This window comes from Enterococcus sp. AZ020 (assembly GCF_050499205.1).
Taxonomy (GTDB): Bacteria; Bacillota; Bacilli; order Lactobacillales; family Enterococcaceae; genus Enterococcus_L; species Enterococcus_L dunnyi.
The window spans coordinates 3149869-3167073 of sequence record NZ_JBIPAT010000001.1; the positions used below are offsets into that span (position 1 = coordinate 3149869).

12 protein-coding genes and 1 tRNA gene are annotated in these 17205 nt (G+C 38.8%); 9 read left to right on the forward strand and 4 right to left on the reverse strand.

The genetic code is table 11. The annotated features are described in order from the left end of the window. Positions 1-48 precede the first annotated feature (48 nt). Positions 49-678, forward strand: coding sequence for a uracil phosphoribosyltransferase (gene upp, locus IGI58_RS15150; RefSeq protein ID WP_087639800.1), 630 nt, complete (start codon positions 49-51; stop codon positions 676-678). A gap of 95 nt (positions 679-773) precedes the next feature. Here upp and IGI58_RS15155 read toward each other — a convergent pair whose 3' ends face one another. Beyond that, positions 774-1010: a hypothetical protein gene (locus IGI58_RS15155; protein WP_087639801.1), complete on the reverse strand. Its 237-nt coding sequence runs from the start codon at positions 1008-1010 to the stop codon at positions 774-776. Between the two features lie 135 nt (positions 1011-1145). On the opposite strand from IGI58_RS15155, the gene IGI58_RS15160 reads away from it, so the two are divergent. Next, positions 1146-1218: transfer RNA gene (locus IGI58_RS15160), tRNA-Thr, on the forward strand. Between the two features lie 731 nt (positions 1219-1949). Here the strand turns inward: IGI58_RS15160 and IGI58_RS15165 are convergent. Then, on the reverse strand, positions 1950-3959 hold the full coding sequence (locus IGI58_RS15165) for an Ig-like domain-containing protein (protein ID WP_429952742.1): 2010 nt from the start codon (positions 3957-3959) through the stop codon (positions 1950-1952). A 306-nt stretch (positions 3960-4265) separates the two neighbouring features. On the opposite strand from IGI58_RS15165, the gene IGI58_RS15170 reads away from it, so the two are divergent. Continuing rightward, the gene (locus tag IGI58_RS15170) at positions 4266-5207 is read left to right on the forward strand and encodes an FAD:protein FMN transferase (RefSeq protein WP_429952741.1); all 942 of its coding nucleotides are present in this window, start codon (positions 4266-4268) and stop codon (positions 5205-5207) included. A 124-nt stretch (positions 5208-5331) separates the two neighbouring features. Here IGI58_RS15170 and IGI58_RS15175 read toward each other — a convergent pair whose 3' ends face one another. Then, positions 5332-6267 carry a LysR family transcriptional regulator gene (locus IGI58_RS15175; RefSeq protein ID WP_429952740.1) on the reverse strand — a complete coding sequence of 312 codons (936 nt, stop codon included), beginning with the start codon at positions 6265-6267 and terminating at the stop codon, positions 5332-5334. A 253-nt stretch (positions 6268-6520) separates the two neighbouring features. On the opposite strand from IGI58_RS15175, the gene IGI58_RS15180 reads away from it, so the two are divergent. The 5 genes from IGI58_RS15180 (at position 6521) to IGI58_RS15200 (ending at position 13538) form a co-directional block, all read left to right on the forward strand. After that, positions 6521-7147 (forward strand): NADPH-dependent FMN reductase, encoded by a 627-nt coding sequence (locus IGI58_RS15180; protein ID WP_429952739.1) that lies wholly within the window; start codon positions 6521-6523, stop codon positions 7145-7147. Next, complete coding sequence (locus IGI58_RS15185; RefSeq protein WP_429952738.1) at positions 7144-9570, forward strand: flavocytochrome c; 2427 nt, start codon at positions 7144-7146, stop codon at positions 9568-9570. Before IGI58_RS15180 ends, IGI58_RS15185 begins: the two co-directional genes overlap by 4 nt. 27 nt (positions 9571-9597) lie before the next feature. Continuing rightward, on the forward strand, positions 9598-10827 hold the full coding sequence (locus IGI58_RS15190) for an L-lactate MFS transporter (protein WP_429952737.1): 1230 nt from the start codon (positions 9598-9600) through the stop codon (positions 10825-10827). Positions 10828-10998: 171 nt separating this feature from the next. Continuing rightward, entirely contained in the window at positions 10999-12147 is a 1149-nt protein-coding gene (locus IGI58_RS15195; RefSeq protein ID WP_429952736.1) for a 2-methylaconitate cis-trans isomerase PrpF family protein, read from the forward strand. A 23-nt stretch (positions 12148-12170) separates the two neighbouring features. Beyond that, entirely contained in the window at positions 12171-13538 is a 1368-nt protein-coding gene (locus IGI58_RS15200; protein WP_225533205.1) for a CitMHS family transporter, read from the forward strand. Here the strand turns inward: IGI58_RS15200 and IGI58_RS15205 are convergent. After that, on the reverse strand, positions 13530-14447 hold the full coding sequence (locus tag IGI58_RS15205; protein WP_429952735.1) for a LysR family transcriptional regulator: 918 nt from the start codon (positions 14445-14447) through the stop codon (positions 13530-13532). The genes IGI58_RS15200 and IGI58_RS15205 overlap by 9 nt on opposite strands. Before the next feature lie 85 nt (positions 14448-14532). Between IGI58_RS15205 and acnA the strand changes: the two genes are divergently transcribed. Continuing rightward, complete coding sequence (gene acnA / locus IGI58_RS15210) at positions 14533-17205, forward strand: aconitate hydratase AcnA (protein WP_429952734.1); 2673 nt, start codon at positions 14533-14535, stop codon at positions 17203-17205.

A 17205-nucleotide genomic window follows, 5' to 3' on the forward strand; every position in this document is an offset into this window, starting at 1 on the left:
GATTTTGTTTTACAATAGGAAGGAATAAATTATTGAAGGAGAATGAACATGGGAAAATTCCAAGTAATCGATCATCCGCTGATCCAACACAAATTAACAATCATTAGAGATAAGGATTGTGGAACAAAGGTTTTTCGTGAAGTCGTGAATGAGATTGCGATGTTGATGGCCTATGAAGTATCAAGAGATATGCCGTTAGAAGATGTCGTTATTGAGACACCTATCTGTAAATCAACACAAAAAACATTAACTGGTAAAAAGGTAGCGATCGTACCGATTTTACGTGCAGGTATTGGAATGGTAGATGGTATTTTGGAATTGATTCCAGCAGCTAAAGTTGGACATATCGGTTTGTACCGCGACCACGATACATTAGAACCTGTGGAGTATTTCGTAAAAATGCCGGAAGATATCGATGTTCGTCAATTATTCGTTGTTGACCCGATGTTAGCGACAGGTGGTTCAGCGATCATGGCGATCGATGCATTGAAAAAACGCGGCGGCAGCAACATTAAATTCGTCTGCTTAGTTGCAGCGCCTGAAGGGGTCAAAGCGTTACAAGAAGCTCATCCGGATATTGATATCTACACAGCTGCTTTAGACGAAAAATTAGATGAAAATGGCTACATCGTTCCAGGCTTGGGCGATGCCGGTGACCGTTTGTTCGGAACTAAATAATAAAATAAACCATAGCAGATTCGTTTTATTCACAACATCTGTTATGGTTTTTTTTATGAAAAAAAATCCATCCAAGATTGTTTGGATGGAAGTAGTTAGACTTTTTGTAATTTTTTGTAATTGATGACGATGACTCCGTTGCTTTTGACCATCAAGTCAGTGTTATCAGAGTTTTCATCAATTTCTACAACAGCGGAATTACTAAGTTGCTTAGTGATGATTCCAGTTTGTTGTTGGCCATGCATCAAGAAAGTGACTTGAGTATCAACAGTGAATAATTCCCCTTCAGAAGAAGGCACGACAGGGCGATTAAAGTTACCGAAATTAGACATTTATAAAAAACTTCCTTTCTTAACTACTTTTATTATACCACATTTGAAGAAAAAATTCACAAGTCTGATTTTTGAAGAAAATACATCCAAAGACTTTACAAAAAAACAGATTCGTTTTATAATTTTGTTTGTGTCGCCAGCTTAGCTCAGTTGGTAGAGCAATGCACTCGTAACGCATAGGTCACAGGTTCGATCCCTGCAGCTGGCATATAAGTAACCCTCGAAGCCTTTGAAATTTAAGGTTTCGAGGGTTTTGTATAGTTAACATATTCAGTGTAAATGGGAAAATGTTGTTGCTGTTCTTTAAGCGCTTAAAACTAGAAGCATTCCTTTTCGCTAGTTTCTGATCAAGCTGCAGTCGTCTGCAATTTATTTTTCACACAATAAAAAGAAACCTATAAAAAATAAGGCAGGTAAGCCGATATTAGCAATAATTTCTCCAAATACAACTTCTTTTTCAGCAGATGTTAGATAAATAGAATTTAATAATATTATTATATTTCTGAGCAGTAATGGAATATTGACCAACAATACTAGAATTCCTAAAATCAAGAATACCCATTTAAAAAAATTTTTTCATAATAATGCCTCCTTTTTATTTAGAAATATTATATCATAGTAGGTAAAACGAAATAATATATACAGTAACTGTGTGTGTATTGATTGTAAACAGGGAGTAAAAGATAAAAATCAACTGTTTTTGCTAACAGTTTTGTGAGAAGACAGTCTGCTTGTGTATTATACAGAAATAAGAAGACAAATTAATGGTGTATAGAATAAAATTAAGTATTTCTTTTTTTGCACAAGCACAAGTAAACGTTGGCTCTAGAGAAACTTCTTTATAAAAAAATCCTGGATTGATGAAAAGTAATTTTCATCAATCCAGGATTTTTTGTCGATGTGCTTCTTTTCAACATTATATAAAATTAAATGTATATTTTATGATCCAACTCCACCTATAAACACAAAGTACATTGAATGAGCCCCTAAATCATTTGTCGGTAAAAGATAGACACCCACTGAAAATTCATTGAGCTCATCTGCAAGAAGGGCAGCATTATCTGTTGGATCATTCTTCCAAAAATCAAGGATCTCTTTCGCCATATCTTCGGCATGTCCTGAGGCAACAGGCTTACCTACATCAGTCATGTTTCCAATAGCTTGGACTGTTGGGTTATGTTTCGCCATGTCGATCCCAGTTTCCTGAATCACCGTCTTAAACGATCTTCCATCTGGACGAAGGGGAGTAAACGACGTTGATAATTCTCTTGCTCGATTTCTATTGCCTAATTGATAAAGAGCATCATGAGTCATTTCAGATTTTCCGTTCTCTAATCGATATTGATTGATCAAGTAGGCTAGAACCAGTTCGATATTTTGTTCACCCGCAGTTTTCAAAGTCATCTGATAGGTGAAAGTGATGCTTTGGTCGGCACTCATATTCGTGATTGTTTGAGACGTATCCCCTTTGAGTGTACATTCATCAAATTCAGGGGCAATAGCAGTATACGTTTCGCCTTCTGGAATTTCAATGATCTCAGGTAATCGAATCATGGTATTGTTATTGTAAACATAATTGATCGTAAGAGTATGCATAACTACTTCGTTTTTCTTATAAATAAATGTTGCTTGCTGATCATTTTCTGTAAAAGTTATTGTTTGGGAACTTGGCTCTTGAGCCGTATAACCTTTGATCGATGGTGCATTATATGTTTTGGTTGTGCCGACTGCTTGTGTGTCGCTAGTTGTAGATTGAAGAACGTTGTTATCTGTATCTTTGTAATTAAATGTGATTGTTGATTTTGCGCTCACCGTTACGGTTTGACTTTTTTTGATCCCGTTGTGAGACGTTGCTGTGATCGTTGTAGAACCTACCCCAACAGCTGTGATGTTGCCTAGCTGATCGATCGTCGCGATAGCAGGGTTGCTGCTGCTGTATGTGATAGACTTATCTGTCGCATTTCTAGGGTAGACAAAAGCAGGTGCTGTCGTTTTTTCACCAACGATCAAGTTTGCTTTCGTGACGCTCATGTCGATTTCAGTAACAGGAATCGTTTCTTTTTCAACAAGCTTGATCTCAATGGCTTCTAACTTTTTCTTTTGTCCAATACTGCCGGCTAGTTCAGCATTTTTCTTCCAACCTTGCCAGCCATAATCTTGTCCATGGACTCGATAGTAGACATCATGCGTTTGCTTTAAATTCCCAGTTAATTCAATCTTAATGGCTTCTACGCGCTTTTTTTGTCCGGAAGTACCACCAAGGGCACCATCGCTTTTCCAAGTCTGCCAACCATAGTCCTGTCCGTGGACTTGATAGCTGATACCACCATCACCAGTTGTATTGATTTTTAATGCTTCCACACGTTTATTTTTTCCAGTTGTACCAGCAGTGATACCATCACCCACTTGACTTTGCCAACCGTAGTCTTGACCATGAGCAGAGTAGTAAACCTGTGGAGTCTTAGCAACTAGACGAATTTCTATTGCTTCTACCTTTTTTTTTTTGCCCGTTGTGCCAGCAAGCTCGCCATTTCGTTTCCATTCCTGCCAGCCATAATCTTGTCCATGAACTCGATAATAAATATCATATTTATTTTTAAGATTACCAGTTAATTGAATTTTAAGAGCTTCGACTCTTTTTCCAGTACCTGTACTTCCACCTAGCTCGCCATCTTTTTTCCAGCTTTGCCAGCCATAGTCTTGTCCATGTAATTGGTATGTGATGCCGCCGTCACCAGTAACATTGAGTTTCATAGCTTCCAACCGCTTGTTTTTACCAGTTGAGCCAGCCATAGTTCCGTTAGATACTTGTTTTTGCCAACCATAGTCCTGTCCATGGACAGTATAAGTTACGTTGTCAATAGGTGTAGCGCTTACAGTATCGATTGAGCAGACTGTACTGACGATCATCACAAAACCAAAGAAAATCCCTAACATCTTCTTTTTCATAATTTCCTCCTTTTTTATACGAAACGATAGAACAACATATTTACAATATTAATATATCATGAGAAAAGACGCTGGGAAAGTCATTTTTAATAAAAAAAATCCTGTTTTTTGATTATTTTCCTGAAGTTTATTTAATAAGAGATATACTAAACATATAATTTTTATGAAATTGATAGATATAAGTATTTATTGCTCTACTTTTATGTAAAGAGTATACTTTTACTAGTTAAAACGGTGAAGTCTAAAATGAAGTTGTTTTCACTATTTTGCTATTTAGTGAGTTGATCATAGGAAGAGAGGGATTGGGTGAGGGAAGAGAAATGTACGATCCATTTAATGGGCACTGTGATCCAAATATGGGTACAGCATGAAAATCCTGAGGTGCTCTTAAAAGAGGCGCAGAAAAGATTGATGGATTATGAAAAACGGTTTAGCGCAAATGATTCAAGTTCTAATTTAATGAAGATCAATCAGCAAGCAGGGATTGCTCCAGTAAGAACAGATTTAGACTTATTTGAGCTGATAAAAATCGGAAAACAACACAGCTTAGCAGAAAATAGCTTTTTAAATATTGCTATTGGTCCAATGGTTCAGGAATGGCGGATCGGTTTTTCCAATGCTGCTCATCCATCTGATGAAAGAATTGAGGCATTACTCTCTTTGATCGATCCCAAAAATGTCGAATTGAATGAAGCTGAAACAACTGTCTTTCTTAAAAATTCCGGTATGGCGATCGACCTTGGTGCTTTAGCTAAAGGCTATTTTGCGGATCAAATCATTCATTATTTTAAAAATGAAGGGGCAAAAGCAGCTTTTATTGATCTAGGAGGCAATGTTCTGACATTTGGAGAATCACCTCATCATGAGGATGGATATTGGCGAATTGGGCTTCAAAATCCATTTTTACCGCGAGGAAATCATGCGGCAGTGCTCAAAATCAAAAATCAGTCAGTCGTGACTTCAGGAATTTATGAACGGAAATTTGAATGGCAAGGAAAAAATTATCATCATATCTTTAGCAGTGAGACAGGCTATCCCATTGAAACGGATCTTGCTAGTTTAACGATCGTTTCAAAGCTATCACTGGATGGCGAAATTTGGACGACGCGTTTATATGGAAAAAAAGCAGCAGAAGTGATTGCTTTTCTTTCGCGGCAAAAAGAAATAGAAGGTTTAGTCATCACGACGGATGGCCGTATGGCACATACACAAGGATTAACTGGAGCACTTGAACACGTAATATCTTAGAGGATGGATCGTTGATCTGTCATTCAAAAGATCAGATCATCACTCGTTAAGTATATTGACAATCAAATGTTAAAGCTTTTGTTTTAGCATTTAACTGTCAATATCTAGTTATGTTCTGGTCTTTTTATTTTGTCTTTAAATCGATAGCTAACTGATCTAAAAAGCAATCGACTAGTTCTTTTTCGATCGGACGCATCGTTTTATCAGCGGAATGAGCGATGAAATAGTCTAGTGACAAGAGTTCTAAAGGCATAGAATAAATGTTATAAGGGCCATCTAATTTAGAAATACGAACACTTTCAGGAATGAAAGTCAAACCCACACTTTGTTTCGCTAGCTCTAAAATAGTAAAAATATTATTGCTTTCTAAGAGGATCGTCGGCTTGATTTTGAATTTTTGTAATAAATAATCTATTTGACGTCTGATTGCTGAGCCGCGTGTCGTTAAAATCAGCGGTTCTTGGAGTAACTGTTTGATCGAAAGTGTATTTGGTTTAAGTATGGTCTGATTTTTTTGATATAGCTTCGATGTTTTAGGAATGACTGCATAATACCCGTGTGGCCCTTTACTGTAAACAGTAAGCTTTGGTGAAATCGACTCTGGATTTTGTCCTATAAAAAAATCAAGCTCCTTAGCAATAATTTTTTCTTCAGTTTGTTCAGGTACAGACTCGATGATCTGAATGCTGATTTCAGGATGCTTTTTTAAGAAGTCGGGGAGAAACAAAGGCAATAGATAGGTCCCTAAACTGGATAAAACCCCAATTCGAATAACGGTCTGTTCTTGTGGAGCATAAGCTGAAATTTTTTTTCGAAAGCGGTCCTGCTCTGTTTCTAGCGATTGCAAATAGTGATAATAAACTTTTCCGGCTTCGGTCAACTGTAACGGTGAAGCTTGTCGATTAATAATATCGATCTCTAATTCTAGTTCGACCTTTTTGATGGTTTGCGTAAGATAAGGCTGAGAAATATACAGATCTTTGGCTGCTTTTGTATAGTTTCCATGTTTTAAGAGCATATCGAGATACTGCAGCATGTTCGATGAATAAATAGAGGTCATTTTTTACTCCTAGATCGTTTTCTTTTTATTATAACAAAATACTTATAGTTTGATAATTAAATAAATATTTCACAAATGAATTTTTCTGATTTACACTACCTATAGAAACGAAAACATACATAAAAAACATTTTACGTACGGAATAATCTCAGTTTTATCCCATTTTTTGTTTCATTTTGATTTGAACAGAATTTGCCAACTATTTTTTTAAGTTTATATGTGTATGTTTTCACAATTAGAAAGAAGGTATATTATGAAATTTATTGGGATCGTAGGAACAAATTCAGCGCATTCGACAAACCGTAAGTTACTACAATTTATGCGTGATCATTTTTCAGAAACTGCAGAGATCGAAGTTTGTGAGATCGGTGATTTTCCAGCGTTTAATGAGCCAAAAAATAAGGTTGCACCAGAAGGAATTAGTGTATTATCAGAAAAAATCAACGAGGCAGATGGGGTGATCATTAGTACACCAGAATATGATCATTCGATTCCTGCTGTATTAAAAAGTTTGATCGAATGGCTTTCGTATACAACAAGACCTTTGATCGATAAACCTGTGATGGTCGTCGGTGCCTCACATGGGTCACTTGGCTCTTCAAGAGCACAAGCACATTTACGTCAGATTTTAGATGCACCAGAGCTAAAAGCAAGAATCATGCCTGGTTCAGAGTTCCTACTAGGACATTCTCTTCAAGCGTTTGATGAAAATGGAGAGTTGCTTTATTCAGAAAAAGTAACAGAATTGGATGAATGCTTTGAAGAGTTTTGCTTATTCGTTTCAATTACCAATCAACTAGTTAAAGATCATCGTTTTAAAACGGAACAAAATAGAAAATTTACATGGGAGCAACTTGCTGAAGGGGGAGAAAGAGCATGAAATTTATCGGAATCGTAGGGACAAATGCCCAAGAATCGTATAACCGTCTGCTTTTACGGTTTATGCAGAAGCATTTCAGTAATAAAGCAGAGATTGAAATTTTAGAATTAACAAATGTGCCAATGTTTAACGAGACAAATGATCAATCAGACAGTGAGATCATTCAGGAATTCAACCGTAAAATTACGGAAGCAGACGGTGTCATCATTGCGACTCCAGAACATAACCATTCTATCCCTTCAGCCCTTAAAAGCATTCTTGAGTGGCTATCTTTTAATCTTCATCCATTTGATGGAAAGCCAGTGATGATCGTTGGAGCATCATATGACGTGCAGGGTTCTTCTCGCGCGCAGCTTCATTTGCGTCAAATTTTAGATGCTCCAGGAGTCAATGCGACTGTCATGCCTGGCTATGAATTCTTGCTGGGTCGTGCGCATCAAGCGTTTGATGAGGAAGGAAATATCAAAGAAGAGCGTACGATCGACTTCTTGGAAAGCTGTTTCTGGCGTTTTATGCGCTTTACAGAAATTGCTAATTTATTGAATGTTCCAGAAGATGTGACTTTTGAACCAGGAGATTATACGGTTACTGCGCCGGGACATAATGGTGATCTGCCGATGGTCGTTACGTTGACGACTGATCGAATCGAGTCGATCGATATTGATACGACTGGAGAATCAGAAGGCATTGCAGATGTCGTGTTTACAAGGATTCCGACACAGATTTTGGAAGGACAGACATTGAATGTCGATGTGCTTTCTGGTGCTTCTGTAACGAGTAATGGTGTGATCGATGGTGTGGCAAAAGCGGTGAAAATGGCTGGAGCAAACCCAGATGTTCTTAGAAAACGTCCAAAGGCACCAAGCACTGTAGCAGAAGATGCTGAATATACAACTGATGTAGTGGTCGTGGGTGCTGGTGGAGCTGGATTAGCTGCAGCAGCAAGTGTTCTTCAGGAAGGAAAGAAAGTCATCGTTGTCGAAAAATTTCCAGCAGTTGGTGGAAATACCGTTCGTACAGGAGGTCCGATGAATGCTGCTGATCCAGAATGGCAAAATACATTTGAGGCGATTTCAGGAGAAAGCCATACGCTGAGAGAAATGGCTGAGATCGATGAAGAGTCGATCGATCCAGAATATATAGAAGATTTCCGATTACTGAAACAACAAATCGACGCCTATCTAAATGAAAATAAAGGAAAAACAGGTTATTTATTCGATTCTGCAATTTTCCATCGGATGCAGACCTATCTTGGAGGAAAACGGACAGACCAAGAAGGAAATGTGATTTATGGCCAGTATGATCTAGTAAAAATCCTTACAGATCAAGCCCTTGATTCCGTTAAATGGTTAGAAGAGATCGGTGTTGAATTTGATGCAGAGGATGTGACTATGCCAGTTGGTGCATTGTGGCGCCGCGGACATAAGCCGTTGAAAAACGAAGGCTATGCATTTGTTTCAGCCCTTCAATCGTTTGTTGAAACGAATGGTGGAACGATCATTACAGATACAGCTGTAGATGAACTGATTATTGAGAATGGTAAGATTACTGGAATCATTGGTTCAGGAGCTGGTGGTCAAAGCGTAACAGTTCATGCCGATGCTGTTGTGCTGGCTTCTGGAGGATTTGGGGCAAACACGAAAATGCTGAAAGAGTACAACACTTATTGGACTGAAATCGATGATGATATCAAAACATCCAATTCCCCAGCTATTACAGGAGATGGTATTCTTTTAGGCCAAAGTGCTGGTGCAGATCTTGTTGGAATGGGTTTTTCTCAGATGATGCCAGTTTCTGATCCGGAAACGGGAGCTTTGTTTAGTGGATTGCAGGTACCGCCGCAAAACTTTGTGATGGTCAATCAAAAAGGAAAACGTTTTGTGAACGAATATGGCAGCCGAGATGCCTTGACTCAAGCAGCGATCGACAATGGCGGACTGTTTTACTTGATCGCAGATGATGAAATCAAAAAGACTGCATACAACACGACACAAGAAAAAATCGATCGTCAGGTAGAGGCAGGAACCTTGTTCCGTTCTGACACATTAGAAGGATTAGCTGAACAACTTGGCATGGCCCCTGCTGTATTTGTAGAAACTATTGATAACTATAATCGTTATGTCGATCAAGGAAACGATCCAGAATTTGGAAAAGATGTATTTGATCTAAAAGTAGCAGTTGCGCCATTTTATGCTACACCAAGAAAACCAGCAGTGCATCATACGATGGGCGGGCTAAAAATCGACACTGAAACACATGTTTTAGATAAATCAGGAAAGATTATTCCGGGACTTTATGCTGCTGGAGAAGTAGCGGGAGGAATTCACGCAGGCAACCGATTGGGCGGAAATTCATTGACAGATATCTTTACATTTGGCCGAATTGCAGGAAAAACAGCATTAAAAGATACACAGACAGACTAACCTAACGAGAGATATGGAGGAGTAAAAATGAATGCTAAAGTAAATCGATGGCAAGTGCTGATTGCTTCCACAGCTGTATTATTATGTACAGGTGCAGTCTATGCATTTAGTGTTTTTGCAGGTCCGTTAAGCGTTGAAAAAGGCTGGACGATGGCTGAGATCATGCTCGCTTTTACGATAAATGCAGCGATAGGTCCGATTCCTATGATTTTTGGCGGATTTCTTACAGATAAAGGATTAGCCAAGTGGGCGATCGTTATTGGCGGCGTATTATTTGGATTAGGTTTTTTATTGACTGGTTTTGTGACAAGTACAGGAATGCTGTATTTGACTTACGGACTTATTGGCGGCTTTGGTCAAGGCTTAGCCTATTCTGGTTGTCTTAGTAATACGATCAAGCTATTTCCGGATAAAAAAGGTTTAGCTTCAGGGATTATTACGGCGGGAATGGGTGGAGCAGCGATCATAGCTGCTCCGATAGGTAACTATTTTATCGAAAACAACGATGTATTTTATGCATTTCGATCATTAGGGATTGCCTATATCATCGTTATCGTGATCGCCAGTTTTTTCATTAAGACGGCTCCCGCAAATTATGTACCGGAAGGCTTTACACCACCTGAAATGATGCGTGGTGGGAAAATGATCAATAAAAATTGGAAACAAATGCTGCGCTCTCCTTATTTTTATTTGATTTTCTTTATGTTATGCACTGGAGCGTTTTCTGGTTTAATGATCGCTTCAAATGCTTCTGTGATTGGGCAGCAGATGTTTGGCTTGAGTGCAGGAACTGCCGCCTTTTATGTAAGCTTATATTCATTGAGCAATTGTGCTGGCCGCGTTTTGTGGGGAACTGTCTCTGATAAATTAGGTCGAAATAAGACATTGAATATTATTTTGAGTGTGATCATTGCGGCATTGATCGTATTGACTGTCTTATCGAGTCAGCTAGGATTTGCTATTGGAATTATTGCATTAGGATTATGTTTTGGCGGTGTGATGGGTGTTTTTCCGCCGATTGTTATGGAAAATTATGGTCCCGTCAATCAAGGAGTCAATTACGGTATAGTATTTATTGGTTACTCTACAGCTGCTTTTTTTGCACCGAGAGTAGCAGTTAGTATGGCTTCAGCTAGCGGCGGCAGCTTTACCAATGCGTTTTATGTTGCAATTGTTGTTGCTTGTATCGGACTAGTTTTGAACATTTGCTATAGTCAAATGAAAAAAACTAAAGCAAAAGAGATAGTAGAAGCGTAAATAGATGATTTATTGTAAATAAAAACAGGCAGGTTTCTTAATTAAATGAAACTTGCCTGTTTTTTGATTGCTGATCTATCGGTAACTGATAATAAGTATCACTGATGGTTATTATCAAAAACATTGATTGTACTTCGGATTCTTTCAAACATATAATGATGTCAGATAGGAGTGATAGTATTGAAAAAAATCGATTGTAGTATTTATAGAGGAGGGACGAGTAAAGGTGTCTTTTTATTTGAAAAGGACTTAGCTGAATTTGGTGAAAACTATGATGATGTTCTTCTTAAGATAATGGGCAGTCCGGATGTAAGACAAATTGATGGCTTAGGTGGAGCTGTCTCTACTACAAGTAAGGTTGCCATCATTTCACCTGAAGAAAAAGAAGCGTGGGATGTAAATTATACATTCGCTCAAGTAGCGATCGATAAGCCGATCGTCTCTTACGCTGGGAATTGCGGAAATATTTCTTCAGCTGTTGGTGTATTCGCAATTGAAAGCGGTTTAGTAAAAACGACTGATCCGATAACGACCGTTAAAGTATATAACACGAATACAAAGAAAGTGATCTATGAGCATATTCCTACGCCTGACGGAAAATTAAGTTATGAAGGCGACTTCAAAATATCTGGAGTACCTGGGAGCGGATTGAAAATCGAGTTGGAATTTATTGATCCTGCTGGTTCAATGACTGGCAAACTATTACCAACGGGCAATGTAGTTGATACATTAATGATCGAAGGGTTAGGTGAAATAGAGGTATCGATCGTTGATGCAGCAAATCCTCTCGTTTTTGTAGAAGCAGATCGGGTTGGTTTGACCGGAAAAGAAAGCGCTTCGGAAATAGATAGTAGTGACGACCGATTAGCTTTACTGGAAAAAATCAGAGGAGCAGCAGCAGAAAAACTAGGGTTCGTCAAAGCGGCAGATCAAAGCGCAAAAGAATCGCCGGGAGTACCTAAACTGACTTTAGTGAGTAAAGCTGGAACCTACACAACTGTCAGTGGTGAAACGATTCCATCAGATAGCTACGACTTAGCTGTTCGAATGATGAGTATGCAAAAAGCGCACAAAACGATTGCTTTGACAGGCGCACTTTGTACTGCAGCAGCTTGTGTGATAGCTGGTACGATTCCAAATCTGCTTCTTAGAAAAGAGAATCAGTCGAACCATCAAACGAAATTATGCTTTGGTCATGGCGATGGCTTGATCGAAACCACTATCGATTATGAAGAACCAAAAGAAGGTGACACAATCATTCGTTCTATATCATCTTATAGAACAGCAAGAAAGATTTTAACGGGTACGGTATTTTTTTAGATTAAAAAGGAGATGAAAAGAGTATGTTGGCTTTATTGGGATATTTGATGATTATTGTATTTATGGCACTATTACTTTCGAAAAAAATCTCCCCTTTTGCAGGGCTGATTCTTGTACCATTGGCATTCGGGTTTATTGCAGCGGGATATACAGGGCAATCATTCTTAAATGTATTTGAGTGGATATATGAAGGGTTATATTATCAACTTGCCGGAGGCAAAGTGAAATCAGGTGTCGCACCGACGATCACTTTATTGTTATTTGCTATTTTATACTTCTCGATCATGTTAGATGTTGGTCTTTTTGATCCGTTAAGTAAAGTCTTGATCAAGTGGGCAAAAGGAGATCCTCTTCGACTTTGTGTAGCTACAGCAGTTATTTCGATGATCGTTTCTTTAGACGGTGACGGAACAACAACTGTATTGATCGTAACTGCGGCAGTTTTATCTCTATTCAAAAAAATGAAGATGCGGCAGCTCTACTTGGCAGTATTGATTGCCATACCTAATTCGATCATGAATTTAGTGCCGTGGAGTGGACCGATGGCTAGGGCCATGCCGGTGCTGAATATTGGGCCTAAAGAATTTTTCTTACCTTTGATTCCTGGAATGATCGGAGCGATGTTCCTTACAGCGTATATGGCTTATAGTTACGGAAAAAAAGAGCGTGTAAGATTAGGCTATACAGCAGAGAAAAGTATTGTCACGGATGAAGATTTAACAGCGATCATGTCTTCTCTAGATGAAGATCCAGAGAGCTTGAAACGTCCCAAACTATTACTGTTCAACTTTATTTTGACGATTTTCATCATGGCGTTACTGATATTGGATACTGTCAACGGTGGAATACTCTTCTTAGTTGGAACGAGTATCGCATTGATCGTTAACTATAAAAATCCTGTGCTTCAAGCGCAACGATTGACGGCAAATGGTTCGGAAGCGCTAGGACCTGTGAGTTTAGTTTTTGGCGCAGGTGTTATTATGGGCGTGCTGAATGGTAGTGGAATGAGTGAAGGAATTGCGCAGCATATCGTTTCCTTACTGCCTGAAAGTATGGGCGGCTATATTCCTCTTTTACTGGCGTTGATTTCTTTACCGGGGCTATTTTTCTTACCGAATGATGCGTTTTACTTTGGTATTTTGCCTGTGATCGCACCGATTGCGTACACATTTGGTGCGAGTCCAGTAAACATTGGTGTTGCTTCACTGATCGGGCAAGCTGTGCGTTTTGCCAGTCCTTTAGTGGCGTTCCTTTACGTATTAGTTGATCGTACAGAAGTCAGCTTTGGAGATTACCAAAAAGAATACTTAAAATGGGGAATCCCCAGCTACTTCATTCAATTAGCGATCGCGATCTTGACTGGGGCTATTCCTTTGCCATTTTTAAATTAATGTTTTACAAAGGTCAATAAATTCACGTGTATAGGGTGGGAGTATCCGATTTTTACGATAACCGATCAGCACTTCTGTAGAAAATAAATGTTCATCTGGCTGGCTGATCGAAAAGAAATAGGGGCGTTCTTTTAGATTCAGGTGTTCTACATGGTTTTCGTAAACGAAGGATACTCCATATCCAGCAACTGTTAGATTGAGAGCTGTTTCGATATTTTTTGTGTAAAATACATTCTTGGGTTTGATTTGATAATAGCGGAAAATTTTTTCGGCCATTTGACCTGTCCTTTGGTTGGGAAAATGCAAAATAAACCGCTCATCTTTAAGCTGTCGTAAATCAAAATAGGGATATTTGGGTTGAGATTTTTCTGGAAGAAGATCTGCTGTAAGAAATGATCTTGGAACAGCCAGCAATATTTTTTCTCTACGGACGATTTCGTAGTCCATATTTAAGAAACGGTCAGGTTTATTCATGATAATAATATCTGCACGCCCATCTTGTATTTTCTTCTCAAGAACAACAGAAGCATCCTCACTCAATTCAATTTGAACATTTGGATAAAGCGTATTGAATTTAGGCAATATTTCAGGCAGCAAATAGGAACTGCGTAATAAAGGAATCGCTAAGCGGATTTTACCATAGCGTTGTTCCAACATTGTTTCCAGCTTACTTTGGAAATTATCTTTGATTTCAAGAATGCTTAATCCGGCTGCTAGATATTCTTCACCTAATAGGGTCAAAGAAAATTTTTTACCGATGATCTGAAACACTTGAAAACCTAGACGATCTTCCATATTTTTTAAATACATGCTTAAAGAAGGCTGCGTGATATACAGAGATTCAGCTGCTTTGGTCAAATTTTCAAATTCTAAAATTGCACGAATATACTCAAAATCTTTTATTTCCATGAAATAGATACCCCTTTCATCTGTTTCTTTACTATCAATCATAAAGTATTTTCATATTAAAACAACATTTTTTGGAGGTCACTCGATGAAAAGAACAATAATAATTCAAAACAAGGAGTACACTTTTTTTAGTTTAAAGGCATTGGCTGAAAAAACGGGAGCCGATATTTCCCGTTTGCCATATTCCATCAGAATTTTACTGGAAAATATTTTACGTCAGGAAACAGCGGAAGGAGATAAAGTCGTTCAACAATTAGTGGATTGGAACTTACCGAATAGTCAAAAAACCGAAATTCCTTTTAAACCAGGTCGAGTTATTTTACAAGATTTGACTGGAGGAGCTGCGATCGTAGACTTAGCTTCTTTGAGAAAAGCGGTGAAAGATTTTGGTCAAGATCCCAATATCATCAATCCAGAAATTCCTGTTGATTTAGTGATCGATCATTCAGTTCAAGTTGATTTTGCAGGTTCAAAAACAGCATTTCAGAAAAATGAAGAGCTGGAATTTGCGCGAAATATGGAACGTTACAGTTTCTTTAAATGGGCAGAGCAATCCTTTGATTCGTTTAGAGTGGTTCCACCGGCAACCGGGATCGTTCACCAAGTCAATTTAGAATATCTGGCGGATGTCGTAACGGAAAGAGACACTAAAAACGAAAACCTTCTTTTCCCAGATACTTTAGTGGGGACAGATTCACATACAACAATGATCAATGCACTCGGTGTTTTAGGCTGGGGAGTTGGCGGCATCGAAGCAGAGGCAGGAATGTTAGGACAGCCATGCTACTTAACGACACCTGATGTTATTGGTGTTCGTTTAACTGGGGCACTTAAAAATGGCGCGACTGCTACAGATTTAGCTTTGACGCTTACGCAGCTATTACGAGAAAAAAATGTTGTTGGCAAATTTGTTGAATACTTTGGTGAAGGTCTCGCTCATTTGACTGTATCGGATCGTTCTGTTGTAGCAAATATGGCACCTGAATATGGGGCAACTTGCGGATTTTTCCCGATCGATCAAGAAACACTCAACTATTTAGATTTCAGCGGAAGAAATCCTGAACAACGAGCGATCATTGAAGCCTATGTAAAAGAAAATCAACTATTTTATGACGCTGCGAAAGAAGCAGACTATACAGAAATCATCGAATTGAACCTAAGCGACATCGAACCAAGCTTAGCAGGGCCCAAACGTCCGCAAGATTTAGTGCCGCTATCAAAAGTCAAACAAGGATTCATCGATTCGCTTACGAAGCCTAATGGGAACAGCGGGTACGGTTTAGCATCAGGAGAAGAAAAGAAACAAGCAACGATCAACTATAAAGATGGTACACAAGAGACGATCGAAACAGGAGCAGTCGTTATTGCTTCGATCACAAGTTGTACAAATACAAGTAATCCGTTCATCATGTTGAGTGCAGGACTACTTGCAAAAAAAGCAGTTGAAAAAGGGTTATCAGTGAAACGATACGTGAAAACATCATTGTCGCCTGGTTCAAAAGTAGCAACACGTTATTTTGAAGATGCTGGCTTACTTCCGTACTTAGAAAAACTAGGGTTTGATGTGATTGGTTATGGCTGTATGACCTGTGTTGGAAACTCTGGACCACTGGATGAAACGATCAGCCAAGTGATCCAAGATGAAAATTTACTTGTTTCAGCTGTCCTCAGCGGCAATCGTAATTTTGAAGGACGTATCCATGCTGATGTAAAAGCAGGCTATCTAGCAGCACCGCACTTAGTGATTGCCTATGCTTTAGCAGGAAATGTCAATGTTGATCTGACAACAGAACCATTAGGCTTTGACTCAGAAGGTGCTCCAGTCTATCTAAAAGACATCATGCCGAGCAATGAAGAAGTGGAACAGTTGATCAATCGTTATGTCAAAACAGACCTATACAAAGAAGAATATGGTTCTGTGTTTAACTCAAATCAACACTGGAACAATATTGAAACAACACCATCGATGACTTATGAGTGGGATGAAAAATCGACTTATATTGCCAATCCGCCTTATTTTGAAGCGTTGGAATCTCAAGCTCAGCCGATCCAAGCTTTAAAAAATCAACGAGTATTGGCTAAATTGGGCGATTCGATCACGACGGATCACCTTTCTCCAGTGGGCTCGATTCCGTTACAGTCACCTGCGGGTAAATATTTGACAGAACACGGTGTGCGACCTCAAGCTTTTAACTCTTACGGCAGTCGACGCGGCAATCACGAAGTGATGGTACGCGGAACACTGAATAACATTCGATTACGTAATGAATTGGCCGATGGGAAAGAAGGCGGATATACAAAACATTTTCCAACTGGGGAGATCTTGACAATATTTGATGCAAGTGAAAAATATCTCAAAGAGGATGTTGGTTTGCTTATCTTAGCTGGAGAAGACTATGGCATGGGTTCTTCTAGAGACTGGGCAGCGAAAGGTGTTCGGCTGCTTGGTGTGAATACAGTGATCGCTAAAAGTTTTGAACGAATCCATCGTTCGAATCTATTGATGATGGGCGTTTTACCACTTCAATTTGTTGAGGGACAGGATGCAGATAGTTTAGGATTGACTGGCGAGGAAAGCTTTGACTTCATTATCGATGACTCGATCAAACCAAATGACATCATTAGTGTTCGAGCGACAAACCCAAATGGCGATGTGACTGGATTTAAAGTACGTGCAAGATTTGAGTCAGAAACAGAGATCGATTATTACCGAAATCAAGGGATTCTACCAATGGTACTAAGAAACAAACTAAGCTAA